Origin of the sequence: Paraburkholderia silvatlantica (assembly GCF_003096715.1) — a bacterium.
Classification (GTDB): domain Bacteria; phylum Pseudomonadota; class Gammaproteobacteria; order Burkholderiales; family Burkholderiaceae; genus Paraburkholderia; species Paraburkholderia silvatlantica.
The window spans coordinates 409,681-436,413 of record NZ_QEOL01000003.1 but is presented as its reverse complement, the minus strand read 5'-3'; the positions used below and the strand labels follow the sequence as shown (position 1 = coordinate 436,413).

Annotated in this window: 26 protein-coding genes; 12 read left to right on the top strand and 14 right to left on the bottom strand. The window is 66.6% G+C overall.

The features are described from left to right. The first annotated feature begins 163 nt into the window (after nt 1-163). The 8 genes from C7411_RS06395 (at nt 164) to C7411_RS06360 (ending at nt 7,666) form a co-directional block, all read left to right on the top strand. Nucleotides 164-538: a BON domain-containing protein gene (locus tag C7411_RS06395; protein WP_110388128.1), complete on the top strand. Its 375-nt coding sequence runs from the start codon at nt 164-166 to the stop codon at nt 536-538. 145 nt (nt 539-683) lie between these two features. After that, nucleotides 684-1,559, top strand: a complete 876-nt coding sequence (locus C7411_RS06390) for a GNAT family N-acetyltransferase (protein ID WP_181431402.1) — start codon at nt 684-686, stop codon at nt 1,557-1,559. Between the two features lie 17 nt (nt 1,560-1,576). Beyond that, on the top strand, nt 1,577-2,503 hold the full coding sequence (locus C7411_RS06385; RefSeq protein ID WP_110388126.1) for a 2-hydroxyacid dehydrogenase: 927 nt from the start codon (nt 1,577-1,579) through the stop codon (nt 2,501-2,503). Between the two features lie 202 nt (nt 2,504-2,705). Further along, on the top strand, nt 2,706-4,124 hold the full coding sequence (locus C7411_RS06380; protein ID WP_110388125.1) for an aspartate aminotransferase family protein: 1,419 nt from the start codon (nt 2,706-2,708) through the stop codon (nt 4,122-4,124). A gap of 44 nt (nt 4,125-4,168) precedes the next feature. Further along, a complete protein-coding gene (locus C7411_RS06375; protein WP_042269347.1) occupies nt 4,169-4,669 on the top strand; it encodes an Lrp/AsnC family transcriptional regulator in 501 nt (166 codons plus the stop codon). A 175-nt stretch (nt 4,670-4,844) separates the two neighbouring features. Continuing rightward, nucleotides 4,845-6,317, top strand: a complete 1,473-nt coding sequence (locus tag C7411_RS06370) for an NAD-dependent succinate-semialdehyde dehydrogenase (RefSeq protein WP_110388124.1) — start codon at nt 4,845-4,847, stop codon at nt 6,315-6,317. Continuing rightward, nucleotides 6,314-7,285, top strand: a complete 972-nt coding sequence (locus C7411_RS06365; protein WP_110388123.1) for a M14 family metallopeptidase — start codon at nt 6,314-6,316, stop codon at nt 7,283-7,285. Before C7411_RS06370 ends, C7411_RS06365 begins: the two co-directional genes overlap by 4 nt. 36 nt (nt 7,286-7,321) lie before the next feature. Then, nucleotides 7,322-7,666, top strand: a complete 345-nt coding sequence (locus tag C7411_RS06360) for a cupin domain-containing protein (RefSeq protein ID WP_110388122.1) — start codon at nt 7,322-7,324, stop codon at nt 7,664-7,666. Between the two features lie 24 nt (nt 7,667-7,690). Here C7411_RS06360 and C7411_RS06355 read toward each other — a convergent pair whose 3' ends face one another. The 11 genes from C7411_RS06355 to C7411_RS06305 form a co-directional block, all read right to left on the bottom strand. Next, nucleotides 7,691-8,053 (bottom strand): helix-turn-helix domain-containing protein, encoded by a 363-nt coding sequence (locus tag C7411_RS06355; protein WP_110388121.1) that lies wholly within the window; start codon nt 8,051-8,053, stop codon nt 7,691-7,693. 2 nt (nt 8,054-8,055) lie between these two features. Beyond that, nucleotides 8,056-9,225 carry an NAD(P)/FAD-dependent oxidoreductase gene (locus C7411_RS06350; protein WP_110388120.1) on the bottom strand — a complete coding sequence of 390 codons (1,170 nt, stop codon included), beginning with the start codon at nt 9,223-9,225 and terminating at the stop codon, nt 8,056-8,058. Continuing rightward, nucleotides 9,222-10,697, bottom strand: a complete 1,476-nt coding sequence (locus C7411_RS06345) for an FAD/NAD(P)-dependent oxidoreductase (protein ID WP_110388119.1) — start codon at nt 10,695-10,697, stop codon at nt 9,222-9,224. Before C7411_RS06345 ends, C7411_RS06350 begins: the two co-directional genes overlap by 4 nt. Beyond that, entirely contained in the window at nt 10,676-10,996 is a 321-nt protein-coding gene (locus C7411_RS06340) for a (2Fe-2S)-binding protein (RefSeq protein ID WP_110388118.1), read from the bottom strand. The genes C7411_RS06345 and C7411_RS06340 overlap by 22 nt, the downstream gene beginning before the upstream one ends. Continuing rightward, nucleotides 10,993-12,858: an ABC transporter ATP-binding protein gene (locus tag C7411_RS06335; protein ID WP_110388117.1), complete on the bottom strand. Its 1,866-nt coding sequence runs from the start codon at nt 12,856-12,858 to the stop codon at nt 10,993-10,995. Before C7411_RS06335 ends, C7411_RS06340 begins: the two co-directional genes overlap by 4 nt. After that, on the bottom strand, nt 12,855-13,811 hold the full coding sequence (locus C7411_RS06330; RefSeq protein ID WP_110388116.1) for an ABC transporter permease: 957 nt from the start codon (nt 13,809-13,811) through the stop codon (nt 12,855-12,857). Before C7411_RS06330 ends, C7411_RS06335 begins: the two co-directional genes overlap by 4 nt. After that, a complete protein-coding gene (locus C7411_RS06325) occupies nt 13,808-14,764 on the bottom strand; it encodes an ABC transporter permease (RefSeq protein ID WP_110388115.1) in 957 nt (318 codons plus the stop codon). Before C7411_RS06325 ends, C7411_RS06330 begins: the two co-directional genes overlap by 4 nt. A 93-nt stretch (nt 14,765-14,857) precedes the next feature. Continuing rightward, on the bottom strand, nt 14,858-16,474 hold the full coding sequence (locus C7411_RS06320; protein WP_110388114.1) for an ABC transporter substrate-binding protein: 1,617 nt from the start codon (nt 16,472-16,474) through the stop codon (nt 14,858-14,860). Between the two features lie 85 nt (nt 16,475-16,559). Further along, nucleotides 16,560-17,834, bottom strand: a complete 1,275-nt coding sequence (locus C7411_RS06315; RefSeq protein ID WP_110388113.1) for an NAD(P)/FAD-dependent oxidoreductase — start codon at nt 17,832-17,834, stop codon at nt 16,560-16,562. Between the two features lie 25 nt (nt 17,835-17,859). Continuing rightward, the gene (locus tag C7411_RS06310; protein ID WP_110388112.1) at nt 17,860-18,528 is read right to left on the bottom strand and encodes a haloacid dehalogenase type II; all 669 of its coding nucleotides are present in this window, start codon (nt 18,526-18,528) and stop codon (nt 17,860-17,862) included. A 250-nt stretch (nt 18,529-18,778) separates the two neighbouring features. Continuing rightward, entirely contained in the window at nt 18,779-20,269 is a 1,491-nt protein-coding gene (locus C7411_RS06305; protein WP_110388111.1) for an aldehyde dehydrogenase family protein, read from the bottom strand. A gap of 240 nt (nt 20,270-20,509) precedes the next feature. On the opposite strand from C7411_RS06305, the gene C7411_RS06300 reads away from it, so the two are divergent. Both C7411_RS06300 and C7411_RS06295 read left to right on the top strand, forming a co-directional pair. Beyond that, nucleotides 20,510-21,382, top strand: coding sequence for a GNAT family N-acetyltransferase (locus C7411_RS06300; RefSeq protein ID WP_243413065.1), 873 nt, complete (start codon nt 20,510-20,512; stop codon nt 21,380-21,382). Nucleotides 21,383-21,469: 87 nt separating this feature from the next. Beyond that, complete coding sequence (locus C7411_RS06295; protein WP_042269321.1) at nt 21,470-21,778, top strand: hypothetical protein; 309 nt, start codon at nt 21,470-21,472, stop codon at nt 21,776-21,778. Nucleotides 21,779-21,937: 159 nt separating this feature from the next. Here C7411_RS06295 and C7411_RS06290 read toward each other — a convergent pair whose 3' ends face one another. Then, nucleotides 21,938-22,213, bottom strand: a complete 276-nt coding sequence (locus tag C7411_RS06290) for a hypothetical protein (RefSeq protein WP_110388110.1) — start codon at nt 22,211-22,213, stop codon at nt 21,938-21,940. Between the two features lie 353 nt (nt 22,214-22,566). Between C7411_RS06290 and C7411_RS06285 the strand changes: the two genes are divergently transcribed. Further along, nucleotides 22,567-23,364 (top strand): substrate-binding domain-containing protein, encoded by a 798-nt coding sequence (locus C7411_RS06285; RefSeq protein WP_373682727.1) that lies wholly within the window; start codon nt 22,567-22,569, stop codon nt 23,362-23,364. Between the two features lie 34 nt (nt 23,365-23,398). Here C7411_RS06285 and C7411_RS06280 read toward each other — a convergent pair whose 3' ends face one another. After that, a complete protein-coding gene (locus C7411_RS06280) occupies nt 23,399-23,857 on the bottom strand; it encodes a VOC family protein (protein WP_110388108.1) in 459 nt (152 codons plus the stop codon). A gap of 224 nt (nt 23,858-24,081) precedes the next feature. Between C7411_RS06280 and C7411_RS06275 the strand changes: the two genes are divergently transcribed. Then, nucleotides 24,082-25,248, top strand: a complete 1,167-nt coding sequence (locus C7411_RS06275) for a radical SAM protein (protein ID WP_110388107.1) — start codon at nt 24,082-24,084, stop codon at nt 25,246-25,248. Between the two features lie 36 nt (nt 25,249-25,284). Here the strand turns inward: C7411_RS06275 and C7411_RS06270 are convergent, their stop codons facing one another. Next, a complete protein-coding gene (locus C7411_RS06270; protein ID WP_279306235.1) occupies nt 25,285-26,616 on the bottom strand; it encodes a leucine-rich repeat-containing protein kinase family protein in 1,332 nt (443 codons plus the stop codon). Nucleotides 26,617-26,733: the final 117 nt, after the last annotated feature.

The following is a 26,733-nucleotide window of genomic DNA, read 5'->3' as shown; positions in this document are numbered from 1 at the left end:
CACGCATGCGCCATGGGTTGTCGGCGGCCTCCCGGCAGCCTTCTTCTCCTTGCCAGAGATTTCACCTACAACGTACTGATCCGCCGCTTGTTTTCAATGCACTTCTCCAGGCGGCGGGCGCGCGACCTTGGGGAACCTGCAGAACCTGGCAAAGGGAAGAAGGATGAAAACTAACGGTAAACGCCAAATCGTCCGCACGCTGGTCTTCGCAGCCATCGCGATCTGCGCGGGTTATGCGCATGCACAAGCGGCCGCGAGCGGGCCCGGCGAGGCATCCGCTCAGGAAGGCGCGAGCGCGCCATCGGGCAGATCGGACAGCGCGCTGGTGCGTGATGTCCGCCGGGCCTTCACGCGCACCACGGGACTGAATTTCGCCAACATCCATGTGACGGCGCACAGCGGCGTCGTCTCCTTGACGGGGTCGGTACCGCACCAGTCACAGATCGCGCGGGCCGGCGACGCGGCCGGCTCGGTGCGCGGCGTCACCTCGGTGTCGAACCACTTGACGGTACGTACGGCCCGCGGCAGCGGACCTTGATTGGCGGACGCACAGGCGGACACGCAGGCGGACTCAGGAGCGGACTCAAACCCGGATTCGATCGGCCGCGCAGCAGGATCGTCCTATTCCCGGCACGCGCGTCCTGTCAAAGTGAGCCATCGAAATTCCGACCAAGGAGCCCTCCGTGTCCGGCCAGCCCGCGTCCTCGAGCCTCGTCTGCGAGACTTTCACCGAATCCGACATCGAGGGCGCCCACGCGCTTTCCCTGCAATTCCGTTGGCCCCATCGCAGCGACGACTGGCGTTTCGCCGCCGCGGCCGGGCACGGCTTCGTGGTTCGCGAAGGCAAGACCGTGGTGGGCACGGCGCTGTGCTGGCCCTGGGGCGAGCAGGGTGCGACGCTTGGGCTCGTGATCGTCTCGGCCGGCGAGCAAGGCCGCGGCATCGGCCGGATGCTGATGGAGCGCCTGCTCGAAGCGCTTGGCACGCGCATGACCGTGCTGCATGCCACCGAGGCAGGCGAGCCGCTCTACGAAAAGCTCGGCTTCAGGAAGATTGGCCTGCTGCACCAGCACCAGGGCGACAGCTTTACGGCGCCCATTGTCGAGCCGCCGCCGGGCGAGCGCCTGCGGCCGCTCGAACCGGGCGACACGCCGCGCCTCATCGAACTCGCGTCGCGCGCGAGCGGACTCGACCGCAGCGCACTCGTGCCGCCGCTGCTCGATGTGTCCCGGGGCGTCGCGCTGGTGCGCGGCGACACGGTGCGCGGCTTTGCGCTGCTGCGCCCGTTCGGCCGCGGCCATGCGATCGGTCCGGTGGCCGTCGCTGCCGACGACGGCCTGCACATGCAGCGCGCCAAAGCGCTGATCGCCGACCGCCTCGCCGCCAACGCAGGCGCCTTCACGCGGCTCGATACGCCCGACGAGCAGGGCCTCGGCCCCTGGCTCGAATCGATCGGCCTCGCGCGCGTCGACACGGTCGCGAAGATGGCGCGCAACGGCGAGCCCGCGCACGATCCGGCCGTGCTGCAATTCGCCATCGTCAATCAGGCGCTAGGCTGAGCGCGGGAACCGCCTTCATGACGCTCCTCTACAAGGCCGACCCCGAGCGCGGCAAGCAATGGGCGCAGCTCTTCGCGCTCAAGGCTCCCGAGATCCCTTTCCGCCTTTGGCCCGATACCGGCGAGGCCGCCGACGTGCGTTATCTCGCGGCGTGGCAGCCGCCCGACGACCCCGCGCGCACGCTGCCCAATCTCGAAGTGATCTTTTCCGTGGGCGCGGGCATCGACCAGTTCGATCTCTCGGGTGTGCCTGAGCACATCGCCGTGGTGCGGATGATCGAGCCGGGCATCGTCGAAGGGATGGTCGAGTATGCGACGCAGTCGGTCCTGACCATCCACCGCGATCTGTTCGACTACGCCTTGCAACAGCAGCAGCGCGTGTGGCGCGCCCTGCCGGTGCGCCCCGCCGCGTCGCGCCGCGTGGGCGTGCTGGGACTCGGCATGCTGGGCAGCGCGGTGCTCGAACGCCTGCGCCTCTTCGGCTTTGCCTGCGCGGGCTGGAGCCGCTCGCCGCGCACCTTGCCCGGCGTGCAATGCTACGCGGGCGCCGAGGCGCTCGACGCGTTCCTCGCCCGCACCGATATCCTCGTCTGCCTGCTGCCGCTCACGGAAGCGACGCGCGGCCTGCTCGACGCCACGCTCTTCGCGAAGCTGCCGCGGGGCGCGTCGTTCATCAACGTCGGGCGCGGGCCGCAACTGGACCAACCGGCGCTGCTCGATGCGCTCGACCGTGGTCATCTGCGCAACGCGATTCTCGATGTGGCCGATCCCGAGCCGCTGCCGCCCGAACATCCGTTCTGGACACATCCGCGCGTGCGCCTCACGCCCCACATTGCGAGCGCCACGCGCCCCGAAACGGCCGTCGATGTCGTGCTCGAGAACATCCGCCGCCACCGCGACGGTTTGCCGATGCTCGGCCTGATCGACCGGACGCGCGGCTATTGAAACGACTGGGGCAAAAAGGGGCTCGGCAGAATATGCTGCGCCCCCCGACCAAAACGCTACAAACTCGCTATTTCGAGAATTATTTGGCGAAACGCGCACCGGTCTCGGCCCGGTAGCATGGAACGGTGAATCAACGGCCCATCAATGGCAGATCAACGCCCAGACGCCGCACTCCTCTGACTTTTCAGCCGGGAACCGAACCATGCCGAATCGCTCGCCGAACCTTTCACTGATCGAAGCCGACCGCAAACATCTGATCCATCCCGTCGTGAACTACCGCGCGCACGAGGCGCGCGGCGTGACCGTGCTCGAATCCGCCCAGGGCGTGTTCCTGCGCGACGCCGACGGCCGCGAACTGCTCGACGCGTTCTCCGGCCTCTGGTGCGTCAACACGGGCTACGGCCATCAAAGCATCGTCGAAGCCGCGTCGCGCCAGATGGCGCGCCTGCCCTACGCTACCGGCTACTTCCACTACGGCTCGGAGCCCGCCATCGAACTGGCCGCGCAACTCGTGGATCGCTCGCCCGCTTCGCTGCAACACGTGTACTTCACGCTGGGCGGCTCGGATGCGGTGGATTCGGCGCTGCGCTTCATCACGCACTACTACAACGCAACCGGCCGTCCCGCGAAGAAGCACGTCATCGCTCAGGAGCGCGGCTATCACGGCTCGTCGGCAGTCGGCGCGGGGCTGACTGCGTTGCCCGCGTTCCATCGCAACTTCGACCTGCCGCTCGCCACGCAGCATCACATTCCCTCGCCTTATGCGTATCGCAGCGAGCACGCGGACGACGCGGCGCTCATCGCCGCTTCGGTCGCCGCGCTCGAAGCGAAGGTCGCCGCGCTCGGCGCCGAAAACGTCGCCGCGTTTTTCTGCGAGCCGATCCAGGGCTCGGGCGGCGTGATCGTGCCGCCCGTCGGCTGGCTGAAAGCCATGCGCGAAGCGTGCCGCAAGCTCGACATCCTGTTCGTCGCCGACGAGGTGATTACGGGCTTTGGCCGCACGGGTCCGCTCTTCGCGTGCCAGGCCGAAGACGTCGAGCCGGATCTGATGACCGTCGCCAAGGGCCTCACCGCAGGCTACGCACCGATGGGCGCCGTGCTGATGTCGGACGCCGTGTATCAAGGCATTGCCGATGGCGATGCCGCCGCCGTGGTCGGCCACGGCCACACCTATTCGGCGCACCCGGTGAGCGCGGCCATCGGCCTCGAAGTCATGCGCCTCTATCACGAAGGCGGCCTGCTCGCGAACGGCGTCGCGCGCGCGCCGCGCTTCGCTCAGGGGCTCGACACGCTGCTCGCCCACCCGCTCGTGGGCGACTCGCGTCACCGCGGTCTGCTCGGCGCGCTCGAACTCGTGGCCGACAAGGAGAGCAAGCAGCGCTTCGACGCAGCGCTCGGCCTGCCCGAGCGCATCGCGGCGGCGGCCTATGGCAACGGCCTCGTATTCCGCGCGTTCGGCGACGGCATTCTCGGCTTCGCACCCGCGCTTTCGTACACCGAAAGCGAGTTCGACCTGCTGTTCGAGCGCCTCGAAAAAACGCTCGACGACGTGCTCGCGCAGCCCGAGGTGCGGGCGGCACTGAAGGTCAAGAATGGGGTCAGCGCCCGTGTCGCCGCGTGATAACATCACTCGACACTTCGACATGCAGGGCGGCCCCCATCACGATGAGCAACGACTGCAAGCTGGACCGAATCGATCTGCGCATCCTCTCGCAGCTGCAGAAGCGGGGGCGCATCACGAATGTCGAACTGGCCGACGCAGTCGGGCTGTCGCCCAGCCCCTGCCTGATCCGCGTGAAACGTCTGGAGAAGGCGGGGTTCATCGTCGGCTACGGCGCGCAGATCCAGCTGGAAAAGCTCGGCGACGTGCAGATGGTGTTCACCGAGGTCACGCTGGCCGACCATCGCCGCGAGGACTTCATCAAGTTCGAGAAGGCGATACGCGAGGTGGACGAGGTGGTCGAATGCCATCTCGCGAGCGGCGGCTACGACTATCTGCTCAAGTTCGTCGCGCGCAGCGTGAGCCATTATCAAAGCATTGTCGAGGGACTGCTGGAGCGCGATATCGGCATCGAGAAATACTTCAGCTACGTCATCATCAAGACAGCGTTCGTCAAGACGCACTATCCGCTCGAAACGCTGTTTTCGCAGAACCTGCATTCCTGAGCATGGGCAACGGACGTGAGGCACGCGCCTCGCGCTCCCGCGTCACGCCTTCATTTTCTCGCGCACGCTTCGCGCCGGCGCCTCACGGTTTCGGCGCGCCAGTCGTGCGCGTTCACTTCCTCGCATCGAACCATCGACTTCCGCACGGACGGAAAGGAATCGGCCTATGACTCCTATGACTACGCGTTATCCCTTGAGCGCGCTGATCCGCAGCGGCAACTTCATCGACGGGCAATGGGTGAGCGCGGCCTCCGGCACGCGCTTCGCCGTGACCGATCCCGCAACCGGCAAGACGATCGCCGAGGTCGCCGATAGCGATGCGAACGACGCCCGCGCCGCCACCGACGCCGCCGCCCGCGCATTCCCCGCCTGGCGCGATACGCTCCCCGCGGAGCGCGCCGCCGTGCTGCGCCGCTGGCATGCGCTGATCGTCGCGAACGCCGGCGAACTGGGTCAACTGATCTCGCTCGAACAAGGCAAGCCGCTGCACGAAGGCCGTGGCGAAGCCATGTATGGCGCGTCTTACGTCGCCTGGTTCGCCGACGAGGCCACGCGCATCTATGGGGACCTCATCCCGCAGCAGCAGCGCGGCAAGCGCATGAGCGCGGTGAAAGAACCGGTGGGCGTGGTCGCGGCGATCACGCCCTGGAACTTCCCGCTCGCGATGATCGCCCGCAAGATCGCGCCGGCCCTGGCAGCGGGCTGCACGGTGGTCGGCAAACCCGCCGAAGACACGCCGCTCACCGCGCTCGCGCTCGCCATGCTGGCGCACGAGGCGGGTGTGCCACCCGGCGTGCTGAACCTCATCTGCGCGTCGCGCGAGCGCGGCGTGACCGCTGTTGCCGACTGGCTCGCCGATAGCCGCGTGCGCAAGATCACCTTCACCGGTTCGACGCCCGTGGGCAAGCACCTCGCGAGAGAATCGGCGGGCACGCTGAAGAAGCTCTCGCTCGAGTTGGGCGGCAACGCGCCGTTCATCGTGTTCGACGACGCCGACCTCGACGCCGCCGTAGACGGCCTGATGGCCGCGAAATTCCGCAACGGCGGCCAAACCTGCGTGTGTCCGAATCGCGTATACGTGCAATCGGGCGTATTCGAGCGCTTCGCCGACAAGCTCGCCACGCGCGTGGCCGCCCTGAAAGTCGCGCCCGCGACCGACCCCGCCGCGCAGATCGGCCCGATGATCAACGCGCGCGCGGTCGAGAAGATCGCGCGCCACGTGGACGACGCCGTGAGCCGCGGCGCACGCGTGCTCACGGGCGGCAAGCGCCTCGCCGAACTCGGCCCGAACTGGTACGCGCCCACCGTGCTCGCCGACGCCACGCCCGACATGCAGCTAAGCTGCGAAGAAACCTTCGGCCCCGTCGTGCCGCTGTTCCGCTTCGACGACGAAGCCGAGGCGATCCGCGCCGCAAACGACACGCCGTATGGCCTCGCCGCGTACTTCTACAGCCAGGACGTGCGCCGCATCGACCGCGTCGCGCGGCAACTCGAAGCGGGTATCGTCGGCATCAACGAGGGCGCGCTCGCCAGCGAGGCGGCGCCCTTTGGCGGCGTGAAGGAATCGGGCTATGGCCGGGAAGGCTCGAAGTACGGGCTCGACGACTATCTCTCCATCAAATACCTCTGCCAGGGAGGGCTTGCATGAGCGCCTATCCGATCGAAGTCGCGTTCCCCGACATCGCCGCGCACGAGCGCAGCGAGACAGGCATCCCCTATGTGCATACGTTCGATTCGGGAGTGCCCGGCCCGCATGTGATGATCAACGCGCTCACGCACGGCAACGAGGTGTGCGGCGCAATCGTCGTCGATGCATTGCTGCGCGCGCGGCTGCGGCCGAGGCGCGGCAAGCTCACGCTCGCGTTCGCGAACGTGGAGGCGTACAGCCGCTTCGACCCTGCGCGCCCCGACGCCGCGCGTTTCGTCGATCAGGACTTCAACCGCGTGTGGACGGCGCAGGCGCTGGACGACCTCACGCGCGAATCGAGCGAACTGCGCCGCGCCCGCGCGATGCGGCCCGTGATCGACCAGGTCGATCTGCTGCTCGATCTGCATTCGATGCATGAGAAGTGCATGCCGCTGATCGTCGCGGGACCGCTCGCCAAGGGTGTCGAACTCTCCGCGCGGCTTGGCGCGCCGGCCACCGTCATCTGCGACGAGGGCCACCCGGAAGGCCGCCGCATGCGCGATTACGAAGGTTTCGGCGACGCGGCGAGCGCGAAGAACGCGCTCCTGATCGAGTGTGGGCAGCATTGGGAAGCGAGCGCCGTGACCGTGGCGCGCGATGTCACCGCGCGCTTCCTGCTGCTTTCGGGTGTCGTGGACGAAGCGGATCTGCCCGCGGACTGGCTGCAACCGCTGCCGCCGGAAATGCGCGTCGTGCGCGTGACCGAGCCCGTGGTGGCGAAGAGCATGGACTTCCGGTTCGCGGGCGAGTACACGGGCCTCGAAGTGTTCCCCAAGGCGGGCGCCGTGATCGGCTGGTCCGACGGCGAACCGGTCGTCACGCCCTACGACGACTGCATTCTCGTGATGCCTTCGCTGCGCCAGTTGCGCCCCGGCGTGACCGTGGTGCGGCTCGGCAAGATCGAGCAGCGCATCGTTCAGAAGCGCTGAAGCCCCCCTCCATTTACTTAGCCTGACGAACGAATGATGAAAGTTCAGCAGATCACGCAAAGCGTCGACGTGCAGGCGCTCGAAGACTGGGGCACGGCGGGCGCACCCGGCTCGCAGGCGATACGCGTTTCGGGCGTGCAGAAGGTCATTCCGGGCACGGAATCCATCGACACCGGGCTTTTCGAATGCACGAGCGGCACTTACCGCCGCTCGGTGAAAGAAGCGGAAGTCATGCACATCCTGAGCGGCAGCGGACGCTTCACGCCCGACGGCGAGCCGACCGTGCATTTTCGCGGCGGCGACACGCTCTTCTTCGCGGCGAACACGGAAGGCACCTGGGAAGTCGACGAAACGATGCGCAAGGTCTACGTCATTTTGTGACGCGTGACACAGGCGAGCCGGCGCTCAAGCCGCTTCGAGCGCCCTCGCCTGCTGCAGGAAGGCGCTGGGCGTCACGCCGCAAAAACGTTTGAAGTGGCGCGCCAGATGGCTTTGGTCGAAGAAGCCGACCTGCGTCGCGACCACGGCGCCTGGCACGCCCGCAAGCAGCAATAGTTGCGCGCGGCGCACGCGCACTTCGCACAGGTACTTGTACGGCGAAAGGCCGACTTGCTGGCGAAACACGGTAGCGAACCGCGAGACGCTGAGCGCCGACACCTCGGCCAGTTCGGCGAGGCTCACGGACTTGTCGAAATTCGCGTCGATATACGCCAGCGCGTCGCGAAGCGGCGTGACTGGCGCGGCAACGGATGCATTTGCATCATGCATGATCAAGCCTCGCTGGCAGTCGCTGTGTGCGCGCCGACAACTGGCACCGCGCCCCCGAAGCGCGCAATCGAAAACGGCTCGAGCGGCATGTCGGTTGCGCCTGCGTCGAGCAGTTCCGCAAGCGTTTCGCCGACGCCCGGCCCGATCTGGAAGCCCGAACCGCTGAAACCGAACGCATAGAAAAGGCCCTCCGTGGTCGAACTCGGGCCGATCACGGGCTCCGAATCCGCCAGATAGCTTTCCACGCCGCTCCACACACGGATCACGTGCAGCGGTGCGAGCGCGGGAACCAGCCGCCGGAACTGCGCGATCTGCTGCACGGTGTTGCCGGGCAGCACGCCGGCGCGGCGCGTGCCTGGGTCGGCGGGACCCGGGGGGCCGCCGCCCAGTACGAGGTTGCCGCGTGGAATCTGCCGGAAATACACGCTTTCTTCCTTGACCGAGGTGTAGACCCCCATCGAATGCATGAAGCGGTAGGGCACGGGCTCGGTCACGGCCATCTGCGGGCCGCGCGCCACGAGCGGCACCGGCTCGCCGAACTGCTCGGAGAGCGCCCCCGCCCACGCACCGGCGCAAATCAGCAGTTGCTCCGCGCGCCACACATGCCCCATCGCGCTCTCCACGCGAAAGCCGCCCGCCTCCTTTTCCACGCGCACGATCTCGGTGTTCTCCACGAGATGCGCGCCGTGCCGCGCGGCGGCGCGGCCGAAGGCCGGCGCGGCCAGACGCGGATTGGCGTGGCCGTCGCGCAGCGAGATGGAAGCGGCCAGCACTTCGCGGCCAAGGAACGGGAAGCGCCTGAACATCGCCGCGCCTTCGAGCACTTCGAGATCGAGCCCGTACCCGCGCGCCTGCTCGGCGTAGCGATGGAAGTATTCGGCGTCGTGCGCGTGGTAGCACACGCGCGTGTGGCCCGAAGGCAGAAACTCCACGTCTTCGCCGAGCAGCGACTGCGCGCGATACCAGATATCGAGCGCGCGATTGGACATGGCGAGCTGCACGAGCGCGCGGCCCTGGCGGCGCACGCCGCCGAAATTCACGCCGCTCGCCTGCTGGCCTGTGAGCCCGCGTTCGATCAGGATCACTGAGCGCTTGCGGCGGCTCAGGAAGAACGCCGTGGACGTCCCGATGATGCCGCCTCCAATCACGATCACATCGGCGCGATCCGTCATTCGCTGAACTCCTTTGCGCGGCATGCGCCGAACTGCGTTTGCGCGGCAGGCGCCATACCGCCCTGTGTTTCGTCGATACCATTGCCCGCGGCGCTCAGCGCCATCGTCAGCGGCTTGACCGGCGCCTGGCCGCGCAGCCGGCCCACGGCTTCCAGCGGCACGCGCGCCTCGGCGGCGATGACTTCGGCCCCCGCGTGCGCGCAGAAGCGGCCCTGGCAGCGCCCCATCCCTACGCGTGAAAATGCCTTCGCACGATTGGCTTCCGTAGCGCCCGTCTCGCGCACCACGCGGCGCAATTCGCCCGCCGTGACGGCTTCGCAGCGGCACACGACGGTGTCGTCGGGCAGCGTCGCCGCGAAACGCGCGGGCCAGGGAAACGCATTGCGCAAGCCTCGTGCGAAGCGCGTGAAACGTGCGAGTTCAACCCGCAGCCTTGCCGCTTCGGCGAGTGCGCCGTTCGACGAGACCGCGCCCGCATCCTGCAATGCCGCCAGCGCGGCGAGACGGCCCGCGCGCTCGGCCGCGTCGGCGCCGCGCACGCGTGTGCCGTCCCCGGCCAGATAAACGCCTGCCACGCTGCTGCGGCCGTCCTGATCGACCTCGGGCAGCCATTGCCGCGCGGCCGGATCGAAATGGAACGTACAACCCGCGAGATCCGCGATCTGCGTCTCGGAGCGCAAGTGATAGCCGAGCGCGACGGCGTCGCACGCCACGCGCGCTTCGCCGCCGTTCGCGAGTTTCACGCGCACCGCCGTCACGCCGTGCCCGGGCGAGCCTTCGATCGCAAGCGGCGTCACGCCGCGATGCATCGGCACGCCCGCGCGGCGCAGCGTGCGCAGGAGCGCCACGCCCTTGCGCAGCGTGGCGGGCACCTGCAGCAAATCGGGTAACGCGCGCATGCGCTGGCCGAGCGTGGACGTATCGAGCACCGCGCTCACCGTCGCGCCCGCTTTCACATACTGCGCGGCGACGAGGTAAAGCAGCGGGCCGGTGCCCATCATGACGGTGCGTGCGCCGATGGCGCAGCCCTGCGACTTCAGCGCGACCTGCGCGCCGCCCAGGCTGTAGGCGCCCGCCAGATGCCAGCCCGGCACCGGCATGAGCCGGTCGGTGGCGCCGCTGCAGACGATCAGCGCATCGAAGGCAAGTTCGCGGTAGCGCGCGCCGCTCGCGAGATGCACGGACTTCGGCCCGACGTTCCAGACGAGCGTGTCGGGCAGATAGTCGATCTGCGAGCGCAGCGTGTCGAAGTCGCGATGCAGCGACGCCGCGCGTTCGGCCTCGGTGCCATAGAGCGTTTCGTAGCTGCGCTTGAAGCCTTCGGGCTGACGCCGATAAATCTGCCCGCCGTCGCGCCGCCCCTCATCGACGACAACGGGGCGCAGGCCCGCCGCGACCAGCGTCTGCGCCGCGCGCACGCCCGCCGGTCCCGCGCCGATCACGACGACCTTCAGCTCTGCGCGCGCGGCCATACGCCCTCCCCGGCAAGCACGTTGCGCGTGACGATCGACATGCCCGGTGCCGCGGGCGTCGTGCAGGCGCGCAGCCGCTCGCCCTGCGCGGTCCACACCCAGCAGTCCTGGCACGCGCCCATCAGGCAAAAACCGGCGCGGCGCCCGTCGTCGAACTCGCAGTCGCGCAGCGCGTCCTGCGTGGCGAGCAGCGCGACCATCAGCGTGTCGCCCTCGGCGGCCTGCGCCACGCGGCCGTCGATCTCGATCTCGAAGGTCGGACGGCCCGCTTCCGCCACTCTCACGAAGCGCGCACTCATGCAGCGGCCCTCCCGATGGATTGCGTTGCCTGCGCGACTTGCGCGGCCTGTGCAGTCTGCAGGCGCTCCAGTTCCGCCGTCGTGTGATGGCAAAGAATCTGCGCGCCGCTGGGCAAACGCTTCATCGCGGGTGCCGAAACATTGCACGCGCCATCGATACGCACCGGGCAACGCGCCCGGAACGCGCACAGCTCGCGCACCTCGGCCGACGCCCCGAGCGGCGGCAGCGCCGCGCCCGCCACGGCACGCCGTGCATCGAGCCATCCCGGCTGCAGGGCCGGCACCGAATCGACGAGCAGACCCGTGTACGGGTGATAAGGCGGCGCCTCCAGCACGTCGCGCTGGCCCGCCTCGACGCACTGGCCGCCGTACAGCACGACGACGTCGTCGCAGATCGCGCGCACCGTCGAAATATCGTGGCTGATGAACATGTACGAGACGCCCAGCTCGCGCCGCAATTCGGCGAGCAGCTCGAGAATCGCCGCGCCGACGACGGTATCGAGCGCCGACGTCACCTCGTCGCACAGAATGAGCGCAGGCTCGGCCGCAAGGGCGCGGGCCAGGTTCACCCGCTGCTTCTGGCCGCCCGAGAGGCCGCCCGGCTGACGCTTCGCAATCGATGCGGGCAGCTTCACGAGATCCAGCAGTTCGAGCATGCGCGTTTGCGCCCGCGCGCCGCGCAGGCCGTGATAGAAGCACAAGGGCCGCGCGAGGATATCGGCAATCGTGTGGCTCGGGTTGAGCGCCGTGTCGGCGTTCTGGAACACGATCTGGATGCGCCGGTACTGGTCGGGCGTGCGCGCCGAAAGCGTCGCGGGCAGCGGCACGCCGTCGAGCAGCACCTCGCCGCGCGCGCGCTCGACGAGCCCAGCCACCACGCGCGCGAGCGTCGTCTTGCCCGAGCCCGATTCGCCGATCACGCCCAGCGCGCTGCCGCGCGGGATGCGCAGGCTCACGTCCTCGAGCACGCGCACGGCGGGCACACCGTTCGCATCGACCCGGCCATAGCCCGCGGTCAGGCCGCGCACTTCGAGCAGCGGCACTTCGGCGGCAGGCGGTACAGCGGGCGGACCGGGGTCGGGGTGGCGGCGCGCGGCCAGCAGCGCGCGCGTGTAGTCGTCGGCGGGGGCGTCGAGCACCTGCAGCGTCGCGCCGTTCTCGCGCACCGCGCCATTGTTCAGGACGACGATGCGATCGGCCATCTGCGCAACAACCGCAAGATCGTGCGACACGTACACGGCCGTCGTGCCCAGCTCCTTGACGACCTTGCGGAAAGCTGCCAGCACTTCGATCTGCGTGGTCACGTCGAGCGCCGTGGTGGGCTCGTCGAACACGACCACGGCGGGGTCGGTGATGAGCGCCATCGCCGCCATCAGCCGCTGCAACTGGCCGCCGGATACCTGATGCGGGTAGCGCGCACCGATCGTTTCGGGCGAAGGCAGCGCGAGCGCACGGAACAGGCTCACTGCCTTCTCGCGCGCCGCCGAGGGCGACATGAGCTTGTGCAGCAGCGCGGGTTCGGTCACCTGATCCATGATCGTGCGCGCCGGGTTGAAGCCTGCCGAGGCGCTCTGCGCCACATAAGCCACGGTGCGCGCGCGCAGCGCGCGGCGGCCGCGTTCGTCGAGCGCGAGCATATCGGTGCCGCCGATCTTCACGCTGCCGCCCGCAATGGCGCAGCCGTCGCGCGCATGGCCGAGCAGCGAGAGCGCGATAGTGGTCTTGCCCGACCCCGACTCGCCGATCAGCGCGAGCACTTCGCCTTGCTTCACCGTGAAGTCGACGCCCTTGACGATCTCGACGACCGGATCGGGCGCCGCGCCCGCGACCACACGCAGGCCCGTCACTTCGATCATGTTCATTTTCCGCCTCCATGCGCGCGGCCGCCGTGACGGCGCAGGCTGTCGATCAGCAGGTTCACGCCCACGGTCAGCGTCGCGATGGCGACGGCCGGCATCAGCACGGCGGGCGCGCCTTCCGCGAGGCCGCCGATGTTCTCGCGCACGAGCGAGCCCCAGTCCGCCTCCGGCGGCTGCACGCCCAGGCCGAGGAACGAGAGGCCGGACAGCAGCAGCACGATGAAGACGAAGCGCAGGCCGAAGTCGGCGAGCATGGGGTGGATCATGTTCGGCAGCACTTCCACGCGGGCGATATAGAAGAGGCCTTCGCCACGCGCTCTCGCGACCTGCACGTATTCGAGCGTCATCAGGTTCACGGCCAGCGAGCGCGAAATACGGAACGCGCCCGGAATATAGGCGAGCGCCGCGACGGTGATGAGCATCGGCACCGACGAGCCGAACGCCGCGATCACGACGAGCGCGAGCACCTTGCTCGGAATGGAGATCAGCGCGTCGAACAGGCGGCTCAGCACCTCGTCGATCCAGCGCGGCGCGACCGCCGCAAGCAGTCCGAAGCATGTGCCGATACCGCTTGCGAGCAGCGTGGCGGCCAGCGCGAGGCCCACGGTGTACTGGGTGCCGTAGAGCACGCGGCTCAGCATGTCGCGGCCGAGGAAGTCGGTGCCGAGCAGATGCGCCGCGCTATACGAGCCGAAGATCTCCGTGGAGGTGATGGCGCCGCCCTTGTACGGCGCGACGAGCGGCCCGATGAAGGCCACGCCGAGCCAGAACACGACAATCGCAAGGCCGATCAGGCCGAGCACCGAAAGACGCCCGGCGATGCGGCGCAGCGGCGAGCGCGGCGGCGTGGGAACGTCGCCCGGCACGTCCTTGACGACGTCGTCGGCGGACCGTTCCTCGCTCTCGCTCGTCGCGTAGAGCACGGTCGCGGCATGGGATGTGGCGGGTCGGTTCATCGTTGACGCAGCCTCGGGTTGGATACGATTTGACACAGGTCCGCGATCAGCACGAGCACCAGATACGCGGCGCAGAACACCATCACACAGCCCTGCACGAGCGGCAGATCGCGGTTCGTCACGGCGTCGACCATCAGGCTCGCGAGGCCCGGATAGTTGAAGATCGACTCCACGATCACCACGCCGCCAAAAAGATACGAGAGGCTCAGCGCGACGGCATTGGCGATCGGGCCAATTGTGTTCGGCAGCACATGGCGAAGCACGATGCGAGCGGGCGAGGCGCCTTTCAGGCGCGCCATTTCCACATACGGCGCGCCCAGCTGGTCGAGCACGGCCGCGCGCGTCATGCGCGCCATCTGCGCGACGATCACGCAGCACAGCGTCATGACGGGCATCGCGTAGATGCGCAGGAGCGTGCCGAACGAGTCCACCTCCGAGAGGTACGAGAGCGCGGGCAGCCAGCGCAGCTTCACCGCGAAAATCAGCACCGCGATGGTGGCGACCAGAAATTCGGGCACCGCCACGGCGGAAAGCGTGAGCACGTTGAGCGCGCGATCGAGCAGCGAGCCGCGGAACACAGCGGAAAAGATGCCGATGGCGAGCGCGAGCGGCACCGAAACGAGCGTGGTGAGCCCCGCCAGCACGAGCGAATTCGGCAGGCGCGTGGCGATCAGCTCGCTCACCGGCTGGTTGTTCGACACCGACGTGCCGAAGTTGCCGGTCACGGCCTGCAGGAGCCAGTGGACATAACGCGTGAGCGCGGGCTGGTCGAGGCCGAACTGGTGACGCAGCGCGGCCACCTGCTCAGGCGTGGCCGCCTGGCCGAGGGCCTGCTGCGCGGCGTCGCCGGGCAACAGGCCCGTGAGGCCGAACACGATCGCCGAGACGATCAGCAACGTGAGCAGCGCGAGACCGAGACGCGCGGCAATGAGACGTTGCGCGTGAGCTTTCATCGGATGTCGCCTCCCTGAGCATCATGAAGCGGGGAATCGGTGACCGGGCGCGCATCGAGGCGGGCACCGGCCGCAAAACATCACACCTGGCACTTACGCATCGAGCCAGACGTTCTCGGCGAACTTGAAGCCCATGAGGCCCGCAATCGGAATCGAGCCGAGGCCCTTGAGTTTCGTCGTGTGCGCGTCAAGCGAGCTGAGGAACAGCGGAATGCCGATGCCGCCGTCGCTATGCACGAGCACCTGCATGTCGCCGTAGATCTTCTTGCGCTTCGCCTCGTCCGGCTCGCCGCGCGCGGCCAGCAGCATCTGGTCGAACTTCGGGTCCTTCCAGTTCGCTTCGTTCCACGGCGCATCCGACTTGAAGAACTGCGTGAAGATCACGTCGGCGCTCGGGCGCGCGTTGATGTTGCCGAAAGTCAGCGGGTGCTTCATCCAGTGGTTCGACCAGTAGCCGTCGCTGGGCGTGCGCACGACCTGAAGGTTCAGGCCCGCCTGCGGCGCGACCTGCTGCAGCAGCATCGCCATTTCGACGGAGCCGTCCGCGGCCGGCGAGGCGTAGACCTGCAGCGGCGTACTGCCGAGCTTTGCCTTCTGGAAGTAGAACTTCGCCTTCTGCGGATCGAAGGTGCGCTCCGGCAGGCCGGCAAAGTAATACTTGTTGGTCGGATCGATAGGCTGGTCGTTGCCGATTGCGCCATAGCCGAGGAACACGGCGTTGCGGATCTGCTCGCGGTCGAACAGGTGCATCATGCCGCGGCGGAAATCGGCGTTACCCGTGATGCCGCCTTCGTCGCGCATGATGAGGTCGGTGTACTGGCCGGTCTTCGTCTCCTTGACCGCGAAGCCCGGCGTGCCCTTGATGCGCGAGGTCGAGCGCGGGCTCACCTGGTTGATGAGCTGCACGTCGCCCGAGAGCAGCGCATTGACACGCGCCGATTCGTCGCCGATGCCGACCAGTTCGATCTCGTCCAGATGCGGGAGGCCCGGCTTCCAGTAGCGCTCGTTGCGCACGACGACCGTGCGCACGCCCGGCGAGAACTCCTTGAGCTTGAACGGGCCGGTGCCCACGGCCGTCTTGAAGTCGTTCGTGCCGTCCTTGATGATCATGAAGTGCGAGTCGGCGAGGATCACGGGCAGGTCGGCGTTCGCCCCCGAGAGCGTGATCGTCACTTCGTCCGGGCCCGTGGCCTTCACGTCCTGGAACTGGTCGGCGAGCGTCTTGACCTTCGAGCCCACCGCGGCGTCCTTGTGGCGCATGAGCGAGTACACCACGTCGGCGGGCGCGAGCGTCTTGCCGTCGTGGAACTGCACGCCGCTGCGCAGCTTCGCGACCCACACCGTCGCGTCCTTCGTTTCGAGCGACTGCGCGAGCGCCATTTGCGCGCCGAGGTGCGAGTCGTACTCGGTCAGGCCGTTGTACAGCATGTTCGCGCGCACATAGTCGGTGGACACCGACTCTTTCGCGGGATCGAGCGTGTCGGATGTGGACGACGACTGCGTCGCCACGCGGATCTTGCCGCCCTGCTTCGGCTTTTCCTGCGCGAAGGCCGCGCCGCTCGCGGCGAGCAGGCCCGCACCCGTCATCGACATCATGCCCCCCGCGACCATTGCGCGAAGGAGGTCGCGGCGCGAGGCGCCGCGCTTCGTCAATGCATCGAGCCGCACGCCCGGGTGAGCGATGTCTTCAAGCGATTTGTCGGTGCTCATGAAACTTCTCCGCGTCTGATGTGGGGGGCCGCAGCCCGACGTATCGAGGCTGTGTGTTGTAGAAAAAGCAGTGGAAAAGCCAAAGTCAGTAAAAAACGTCTTTGATCTGGTAGTACGCGCCGACGAGCGGCAAAAACCACGGTTTGCCCGTGTGCCCCGGAATGGCGGGCCACGCAAAATCGCGCCACGGGTTCGCGCACGGGTTGCCGTTCATCACCTCGGCCATCACCTGGCCCATGTGCGTCGACATCTGCGTGCCGTGTCCGCTGTAGCCCATCGAGAACCACACGCCTTCGTGCTGGCCCGCGCGCGGCAAGCGGTCCGCGGTGATATCGACGAGCCCGCCCCAGCAGTAATCGATCCGCACGCTCGCGAGCGCCGGAAAGAGCTGCGCGAGATTGCGCTGCAGGATGCGGCCGCTCCTGGCGTCGGACGGCTGCTCCGACGCCGTGAAGCGCGCCCGGCCGCCGAACAGCAGGCGCGAATCCGGCGTCACGCGAAAATAGTTGTGCATGAGGCGGCTCGTCGTGTACGAGCGGCGGTGGGGCAAAAGCTGCATGAGCTGCACGGGCGGCAACGGTTCCGTCACGACGATGAACGAGCCGACCGGCGCAAGACGCCGCCGGTACCACGCGAACGGCCCATGCCGCGAAGGACCCGTGGCGATCAATACCTGTTGCGCGCGCAACGTTCCGCGGGACGACTCCACGCGATAGCCGCCGCTCTCTTTCGCGATGGACGTCACGGCGGCGCGCTCGTAAAGCCGTGCGCCGCGCCGTACCGCGGCGTTCGCGAGCCCAACCGCGAAGCGGCCCATGTGCATCTGGCCGCCGTGCTTCTGAAGCAGTCCGCCATGGAAGCTGTCCGATTCCACCTCGTTGCGGATCTGTTCACGGCCGATGATCTCGATGTCCGGATCGACTTCGCGGCGAATCAGCTCGGCCGTGCGTTCGAGGTGTTCGAGGTGATGCGGCTTCGCCGCGAGCTTGAGCTTGCCCGAGGCGAGGTAGTCGCAGTCGATGCCCTCTTCGCGAATCAGCCGCTCTACGGTATCGACGGCCGCCGCATAAGCGCGGTAGCAACCCTGCGCGCGCTCGACACCCAGTTGCCCGCGCAGCGCCGCATAATCCTGCGCCACGCCGGTATTGCACTGCCCGCCGTTGCGCCCCGACGCGCCGCCGCCCATGCGGCCCGCGTCCAGCACGGCGACGCTCGCGCCGCGGCGGCCCAACGCGAGCGCCGCGGAAAGCCCCGTGAAACCACCGCCAACCACGGCGACGTCCACGCGGCCCTCCACCGGTCCCTCGCTTGCGAGCAGACCGCCAGGGGCGGTGTCGAGCCAGTAGGAGTCGAGCTTCATCGGGCGGCCTCGGCTATCGCTGTTGTCACAGACCCAGTTGCGAAGCGAGTTCGCCGATCGTCTTGACTTCGTAGTACTCGTAGTACGGCGTGCCCGGCTCGTGGCCGCGCTGGACGAAGGCCTTGTGCTTGATGCCCATGTCGTGCGCCGTCATCAGGTCGTAGCGCAGGCTCGACGAAACGTGCAGCACGTCGCCGGGGTTGCAGTTCAACTGGTCGAACATGTACTCGAAGCCCTGCATGCGCGGCTTGTACGACTGCGCCTGCTGCGCCGTGAACACGCGATGGAACGGCGCGCCGAGCTTGTCGACATTGCTCTGGATCTGGTCGTCCGAGGCGTTCGAGAGAATCACGAGCTTGTACTTCTTCGCGAGGCGCGAGAGGCCTTCCGGCACGTCCGGGTGCGGGCCCCAGGTCGGCACGGCGGTATAGAACTTTTCGGCTTCGGCCTCGATGAATTCGACGTTCATGCGCTTGCAGGCGCGGCGCACCGAATTGACGACCACGTCGCGGTACGGCTTCCATGCGCCGAGCACCTCGTCGCGGCGATAGCCCGCGAAAAACGCGACGAACTTCTCGAGCTCGGCGCCCTCGAGGCGGTCGCCATATAGCTCGCGCGCCATGTCGGCCATGCGGAACCTGGTCAGTGTGCCGTAGCAGTCGAACGTGATGTACTTCGGCTCGAAATCGATCATGATGGCAATCCTTTCGTGTGATGAACCCGCTGCGGGCTCAGTGGCGAAAACAGGTGAAAGTGCGTCCCTGTGGAAAATTTAAACAGCGCAAAATTTGAGGTGGGCGTCGAATCGTGGGGCCCATACGGTATAAACCACGCGTTTTCGGGGGCCGCAGCAGCAGAATCTGCGGCAGCGCCATCGCGCGGGTCATAGCAGCATGACCGTGCGTTTTCCTGCATAGTTCGTCAGCCTGGCAGCCAGCATGTCGTCAGGTTCTCGTATCGATCAGCACGCTCTTGAAACGCAGGTGCGCTTCGTAACCCTGGCGCCCGAGATCCTTGCCCATGCCCGAACGTTTGTAGCCGCCGGTCGGGATCATGAAGTCGTTGCTGCGTCCGTAGCGGTTGACCCACACGGTGCCCGCCTCCAGCGCGCGCACGAGCCGCAGCGCGCGGCCGATGTCCGCGGTGTGCACGCCGGCGGCGAGGCCGTATTCGGGATGCGAGGCGAGCGCAAGCGCTTCTTCCTCGGTGTCGAAGGTCTGCACCGTGAGCACCGGGCCGAAAATCTCGGCGCGTACCGCCTCGGTTTGCGCCGTCACGCCGGTGAGAATGGTGGGCAGGTAGAACGCGCCGGGCACGGGCGCATCCGCGCGGCGCCCACCGCAGTACAGCGTGGCGCCTTCGGCCACGCTGCGCTCGACAATCGCTTCGATGCGCGCGGCCTGGGTTTCCGAAATGATGGGCGGCAGCGTCGTGCCCGCAGCCCACGTCGCGCCGGCGCGCAGCGCGGCGAACGCCTGACCGATGCGCGCAACGAGTTCGTCCGCAACGGCGCGCTCGACCAGCAGCCGCGAACCGGCCACGCACACCTGCCCCGCATTGCCCGCAATCGCGCCGGCGATGCGGCGCGCGACCTCGTCGAGCTTCGGCGCGTCCGCGAACACGATTTGCGGGCTCTTGCCGCCCAGTTCCAGCGTGACCGCCTTCGTGCCGCTTTGCGCGCACGCCGCCATGATCGCGGCGCCCGCGCGCGTCGATCCCGTGAACGTCACTTTCGCAACGTCCGGATGGCGCACGAGCGCGTCGCCGGTCGTCGCGCCGTCGCCTTGCACCACGTTGAAGATGCCCGGAGGAATGCCCGCCTCGATCGCGAGTTCGGCGAGGCGCAGCACGGAGAACGGCGTCATCTCCGAAGGCTTGAGCACCACGGCATTGCCCGCCGCGAGCGCCGGACCGATCTTCCACGATGCCATCACGAGCGGGAAATTCCACGGCGCGATCGCGCCGACCACGCCATAGGGTTCGGCGATCGTCATGCCCAGATGATCGTGATCGGTGGCCACGACCTCGCCGCCGATCTTGTCGGCGAATTCGGCATAGAAGCGGATGCCTTCCGCGGTGAACGGCACGTCCCACGCGCACACGTCGCGCACGGGGCGCGTGGAGCCGAGCGCTTCGAGCGGCGCGAGCGTGGCAGTGTCGCCGGCGATCAGGTCGGCGAAGCGGCGCAGAATGCGGGCACGCTCGCGCGGCGCCATGCGCGGCCAGCCGCTCGAGCGAAACGCGCGCTTCGCGCTCTCGACGGCGCGCGCCACGAGCTGCGCGTCGCCAAGCGGCGCCGAGGCGTAGACGGCGCCGTCCGATGGCCGCGCGACCCCGATGCGCGCCGCGCCCTCGGCGACCCGCTCTCCGCCAATGAAATGGCCGGCTTTTTCCGCGATTGCGGCAGCCACTGCGGCGGGATCGAACTGGTCCATGACTGGGTTCCCTCGACTTGGTCTCGATGGGAAATATCGTAGGTCCGCTGCCGCCGCATTTTTCGCCGACAAAAAAGCGCAATCAGCAGAATCGAAGCGTTATTGACCGTCCAACCCCGCGTTTTGCATTGCATCACGGGCGCGCACCCACGGCGCGCCCAGAACAGGAAGATCGTCCTAGTCAGCCACGGCGGGCAATGCGATAGTCACGGAACGCGTATACAGAATCTGGAGGCCGGCGTGTCCGACCCAACCCTGAAGAGCGTCATTACCTACCGCGCATTTACTGCCGACGATCTGCCCGCCGCGCATGCGTTGTCGACGGCGGTGCGCTGGCGGCACCGTCCCGAAGACTGGCGTTTCGCCGCCCGCATCGGCGAAGGCATCGTGGCCGTGGACGAAGGCGGCTCGCTCGTCGGCACGGCTTTCTCGTGGTTGTTCGGTCCCAACGCGGCGACGCTCGGCATGCTGATCGTCAAGCCCAGTCATCAGCGCCGCGGCATTGGCCGTGCCCTGATCGAGCACTGGATGCAGGCGCTCGCCTCGCGCACCTTGCTGCTCCACGCAAGCGACGCGGGCTGGCCGCTCGTCGAGCGGCTCGGCTTTAGGCGCATCGGCCGCATTCATCAGCACCAGGGCGCGGCGTTTCAGCCGCCGCTCGTCTCGCTGCCCGCGGGCGAGCGGCTGCGCCCGATCGGCGCGAGCGACCGCCCCCGCCTCATCGAGCTGGCTACGAGCGCAAGCGGACTCGACCGCTCGGACATGCTGCCGAAACTGCTCGACCAGGCGAACGGCATCGCGCTCGACCGCGACGGCGACCTGATCGGCTTCGCACTCTTTCGCCGCTTTGGCGACGGGCACGTGATCGGCCCCGTGATCGCCCCCGACTCGCCGGATGCATGCCGCGCCAAGGCGCTGATCAGCCATTGGCTCGCCTCCAACGCGGGCATGTTCGTGCGCATCGATACGCCCGTCGATCTGGGCCTCTCCGACTGGCTCGAAGGCGTGGGGCTGCCGCTCGTCGATCATATCGAGAAGACGGAGCGCGGCGCGCCTTTGCGCGTCGATACCCAGTTCAGGCAGTTTGCAATCACGAGCCAGGCGGTGTGGTGAGCGCGGTCGGCTGGAAGGCCTCCAGCGTGCTACCACCCGCGCTGCGAACGGATTACCATTAGGGTTCTCGCCTCCAGGGTGACGGCTATGGCTACCTATGGTATCGACGGTGTACGCATCAGTTCCTCGACCGACCGGGTCACACACGTGCGCTGGGCGCTGATCGACCCCCAGACGCACAATTGGCTCTCGGCACCCACCATCTCCGAGGTGGCGGCCGTCACCAACGACATCCGCTCGGGCGCCGTGGTTTATTCCGTATTTACGCTGGGCGGCATGCGATTTCTTGGCCCAAAGATCAAGCCGGTGCCGCATCCCAACGGAATCGATGGAATCGATCTGGAAGTGCCGGACGGTAACGTCGAAAAATCCATCGACGATCTACCGCGCGTCTAGCGGTGCGTTGGGTCTTCTGCCGACTACCGGAAAGACCGGATGGGCGCACGTTTTCCGCTTGTCGTCGACGTTGACCCGGCGAACCAGATAATTCGGCATGCCGAGTATTGGATTCATAAGATTCGCTCGCCGGATCGGCGGCGTCCTGCCCGCGCCTGCCTATTGCGAAGTGGTGAGCTTCAGGTTCGGACGCAAGTCGTGCGTGACCGCTTCACGTTGCCCTTTGCGCACGTCCGACACCTGTTCGATGCCGGCCTTCAGCACTTCTTCGCAAAACGCAATTCGCGTGCGGTAATACTCGGCCTGCAATTGCGCATCCAGAACCCGCTGTTCGGCCTGGAAGAGTGCCATGCGCAATTCGCCCAGCGCGCGTTGAGCCTGCTTCTCCGGCGTTGCGGCATTGTGGGCAATCAAGTTTGAAAGCCAACGCAACATGGATAAGCCCCCCTGTCTTCGATTTCACGCTTCGCACGCGTCAAGTTTGATAACGGCCCGAACTGTCGCTGGGAAAAGACTATCAGAGGCGAACAAAAGCAGTGTGTGCACAAACGAACGTGTTGTATAAACGATGCAAACCGATGGTAGCCATGACGCGCTGTCGTCGCATGTTTTCGCCGCACGCTTTGGTTGCACGCTTTAGTCGCTAATAGGGAGCGATACATGTGGGGGCGTAGTGCCGGATCAGCCGATCGAGATGGGGCGCAACCGTGTCTATCTGCAAGCTGAGGGTTCGCACACTCGCGATCTGCTTCGTGTTACTGGGCCCCAGCGCGTGTCTGGCAGACCAGGTGAAAGTCATGATGTCGGGCTGGTTTGCGCCGGCGTATCGTGATCTGGGCCCGCAATTCGAGGACGAGAGCGGCTATACGCTGGCCACCGTCTGGGGAGCGGCGGCGGGCACCGCCCTGAATGCGATTCCCGTGCGGTTTGCGCGTGGCGAGTGGGCCGACGTGCTGATCGTGGTCAGCGATGCGCTCGACGATCAGATTCGCGCCGGCAACGTCATGCCTGGCAGCAAGGTGGACTTCGCTCGCTCGCCAATCGGCCTGGTGGTGCGCGAGGGTGCGCCGAAACCGGACATCAGCACGGTCGACGCTTTGCGCAGCACGCTGCTTGCAGCGAAGTCGATTGTCTACCCGGAAAGCGCGAGTGGCGTCTATATCGCCAATGAACTGTTTTCGCGTCTGGGCATTGACGGGCGTGTGAAAAGCAGGAGCCGCATGGTTTCCGCCGAGCGGGTCTCCACTGTAGTCGCGAACGGCGACGCGGAGATCGGCTTGCAACAGGTCGTGGAACTCTTGCCGGTCAAGGGGATAACGGTGGTCGGCAGTCTGCCCGCGCAAGTGCAAAGCTACACGGTGTACTCCGGGGGCATCGCGACCACTGCGAGAAATCCTGCCGGCGCCGAGGCGCTGATCCGCTTTCTGTCCTCGCCGGATGCGGCGCCCGCAATTACGCGCAGCGGGCTCGAACCGATCACGGCGCCGCAACCTCTTCCGCTGCCGCAATTGCCGACGCAACCGCTGCCGCAACCGCCGACGCAACCGCAACTGGCGCCGCAAGAACCGCAATCGCAACCGGATTGAGCGAAGCAGCGGCCCCGTCAGCGAAAATTGGGCCTCAACTCGGCCCCATCCCTTTTTCGGCCAGCTCCTTTTTCGCGTTTTCGTTCTTGGTCAAGTGCGTCAGGCCCATGCCGCGCAGGACGTTCGGCGCCTTTGTGAACTGGATGTTCTCATAGCCCACGATCTCGATGCGATTGCCCCAGGGGTCGCGAAAATCCAGAAACGGACCGTCGAGCGTCTTCACGCCTGCGGCTGCGAGTGCGGCGCGCGCCGCCTCCTTGTCGTCGACAACGAGGCCGACATGCCGGCCGTCGTCGGCGGGCTGTCTGCGGCCGGCCTGCAACGCGATGAATTGATCGCCAAGATCGATGAAGGCCATCGTCCTGCTCTTGCCGCGCAACTGAAAGTCGAAGATGCGGCTGTAGAAAGCCAGCGCTTCCTCGATATCGCCCACTTCCAGCGCAACATGGTTGAAGCCGATGGCGCGCGGCCTGGTGGTTGTGGTATCAACCATTTCTCTCTCCTTCTGCAAACCCGTGCAAAGCATTCACGAACTCGCCCATAACCGACTGCCCAGTAAGACACCATCGAGTATCGGGATTGAAGGCGTCCGGCAATCGCCAGTCAAGCAGGATGGGTTTGAGCCATTATTGAAAAAATATCGTTCCCGATCCGGCGTGTGCCGTGCATAACCTATGATGGTTCGTGCGGAACGAGTTGGCAAACCTCGAGGGCACCATGGACAGGACAGAGCGGACCATCAAATGGCGCAGTTTGCCAAATGTAAGCAACGGCGAGAGCGAGCCCCACACTCCACTGCCTGCGGTTTGTGACGTTTCGGTTACGAACGTTTGCAACGCTGCATGCGACTTCTGCGGCTTTTCGCGCGAGAAGAAAATGGCAGGCCCGCGCCGCTATCTCGATCCTGATGCGTTCGCGCGTGCGATGCCGATGCTGCGCAGACGCAAGATTCGCTACATGACGCTGCAGGGCGGCGAGCCTCTGGTGCATCCGCAAATCGAATCGCTCGTAGGCTCGGCCACGAAAGCCGGCATCCAGTGCGGCGTGATCACGAACGGCTGGTTCCTTCCTCGGCACATCAAGCAACTGGCTGCGGCCGGCCTGAAGCGTCTGCTGATCTCGATCGATAGCGCGGACATGAGCGAGCACGAACGCAATCGCGGACTGCCCGGCCTTGCGGCGCGCATCCGCGAGGGCATCGCCGAGGCGCACACTTTCGGCATCCCGGTCTGCGCAACGGTTACGGTGAGCCATCTGGTCCGTTACGCAGCGCTTCCCGAAACGCTCAACCGGCTTGGCTTCGATTCCGTGGTGTTTTCCTACCCAAGGCGCGACGCATTCGGCTCCACGTCGCTGGTGTACGACGAGCATTCGAAGCTCGTCGACCTCAGCCGCGACGAACTACTCGAAGCATTGAGTGCAATCGAACATCTCAAGAAGCACTTTCGCGTGATGGACCCGGGCGCCGCACTGGACGAGGTCGCGCGGTTCGTGCGCGGCGAACAGCAACTCATTCCGTGCATCGCCGGCAGCAAGTATTTTTATATCGACTGGAACCTCGATATCTGGCGTTGCGAACCGTGGCATGAGCCCATGGGCTCCGTGTTCGACCTCGACCGTCTGCCCGACCAACGGGAACCGTGCAATGCCTGCATGATGGGGTGCTACCGGCATGCCAGCGTCCTGATGCACGGCGCCAAGGCCGTCACTGACTCGGTCTATGCGCTGGGCAGGGGCGAGCTTCGCAGTGCTGTCAGCTTGTTGTTCCAGCGCGGCGTGGCGTATTCGCTGTGGGCACTGGCCACCGAAGAGTTACCCCGGACGGCGCTTGGCGCATTGGGAGGACGCGGCGGCGCACGCCGCTCCTCGCCGCAGAGCGCATAAATCGACGCTAAGGGCAGCCGCATGATCGGCTTGCGCTCAATCGCCCAACGCAGCTAGCCGCTCGACAATTTCATCGAACGAGGGCCGCGTCTCGACTTGCTCGCGCAAGCAGTCTGCTATCAGCGCATCGAACCCGGCAGCGCGATCATGAGCCTCTCCGGCCAGACGCTGCGCGAGTTCTTCCAGCAGGCAGCCGAACGCACGCACCTCGATACGTTCGAGCGCCTGCGCCTCGGCGCGATCGTCGATATCGTAAAAGGACGCCGCGCCGAAATCGCCGAGCAGTACGTGCCCTGTGCCGTCGTGCAGGATGTTGTGCGCATAGAGATCGCCGTGCATGATCCCGCGTCCATGCAGATGGCGTGCCGCTGCTGCGATCGCGCGTGCGATCTGCAATGCAACCGGCCGGTCGAAGCGTACATCGGCCGCATAAACGTCACGCGTACACGAGTCGAGACTCGGCGGCCTCGCGAGATTGACGAACGACGGATGGATCAGCTCCATCACGAGGCCATGCTCGCCGAGCGGATGGCCTGTGATCTTGCCGAGCACCGGGATGAGATTCGGGTGCAGCCCGGCTTGCAGGCACGCGGCCATTTCGAGCTCCGGTAGACCGTCGCTCGTCACCGCGCCCTTGAACAGCTTGACGGCGACCGCCTCCACGGGATGCCCATCGCGCAGGAGCCGCGTCGCGCGATGCGTCACGCCCGACGCGCCCTCGCCGAGCGGCTGTCCAAGCGCGAGCGTATGCCAGTCGATATCGGGCACCGGCGCATTGGCGAGCGCCACCTGCTCGCGCACGACGTTCAGCGGATTGCCGGCATAGGCGAGCCACGCGAGACGCGGCAGGCGCAACAGCCAGTCGGGCAAGGCGTCGAGCCGGTTCGCGGAAATCCGCAGCAGTTCGAGCCGGCTGCACGCGGCCATCGTCTCGGGCAACGACCGCAGCCGGTTGCCGGCGAGCATCAGCTTTTGCAGATTCGGACGCTCGCCGATTTCGGCCGGCAGCGCATCGACGTCGTTATCGGTCAGGATCAGCCAGCGCAATTGCGGCGGCAGCGCGCGTCCCGAAACGCGGCGGATGCGGTTCGCCTTGAAGCCGACCACGCTCAGCGATTCGCACTCGCCGAGCACAGGCGGCAACTCGGTGAACGGGTTGTTCGAGGCGAACAGAATGCGCAGACGGCGCAGCCTCGGCAGGTCGTCGGGCAGCGACGTGAGCGCATTGCCCGAGAGGTCGAGCATCTCCAGGGTGTCCGCGAGGTCGAAGATCTCGCGCGGAAATTCGGTCAACCCGCAGGCGAGCTTGAGGTGTCGTGCGCCGGCGAGTTGCCCGTCACGCAGTTGTTCGAGGGTAGCGGTCTTCACGCGTGAATGAAATCGAATAATGGCAAGGAAGTCGCGAGCGCCGCTGCACTACGCAGCGCCGGCCATCTCAATTCTAGCGGGTCGCTCGCCGGCGAAGCGCGGCTGCGCGAAAACCGG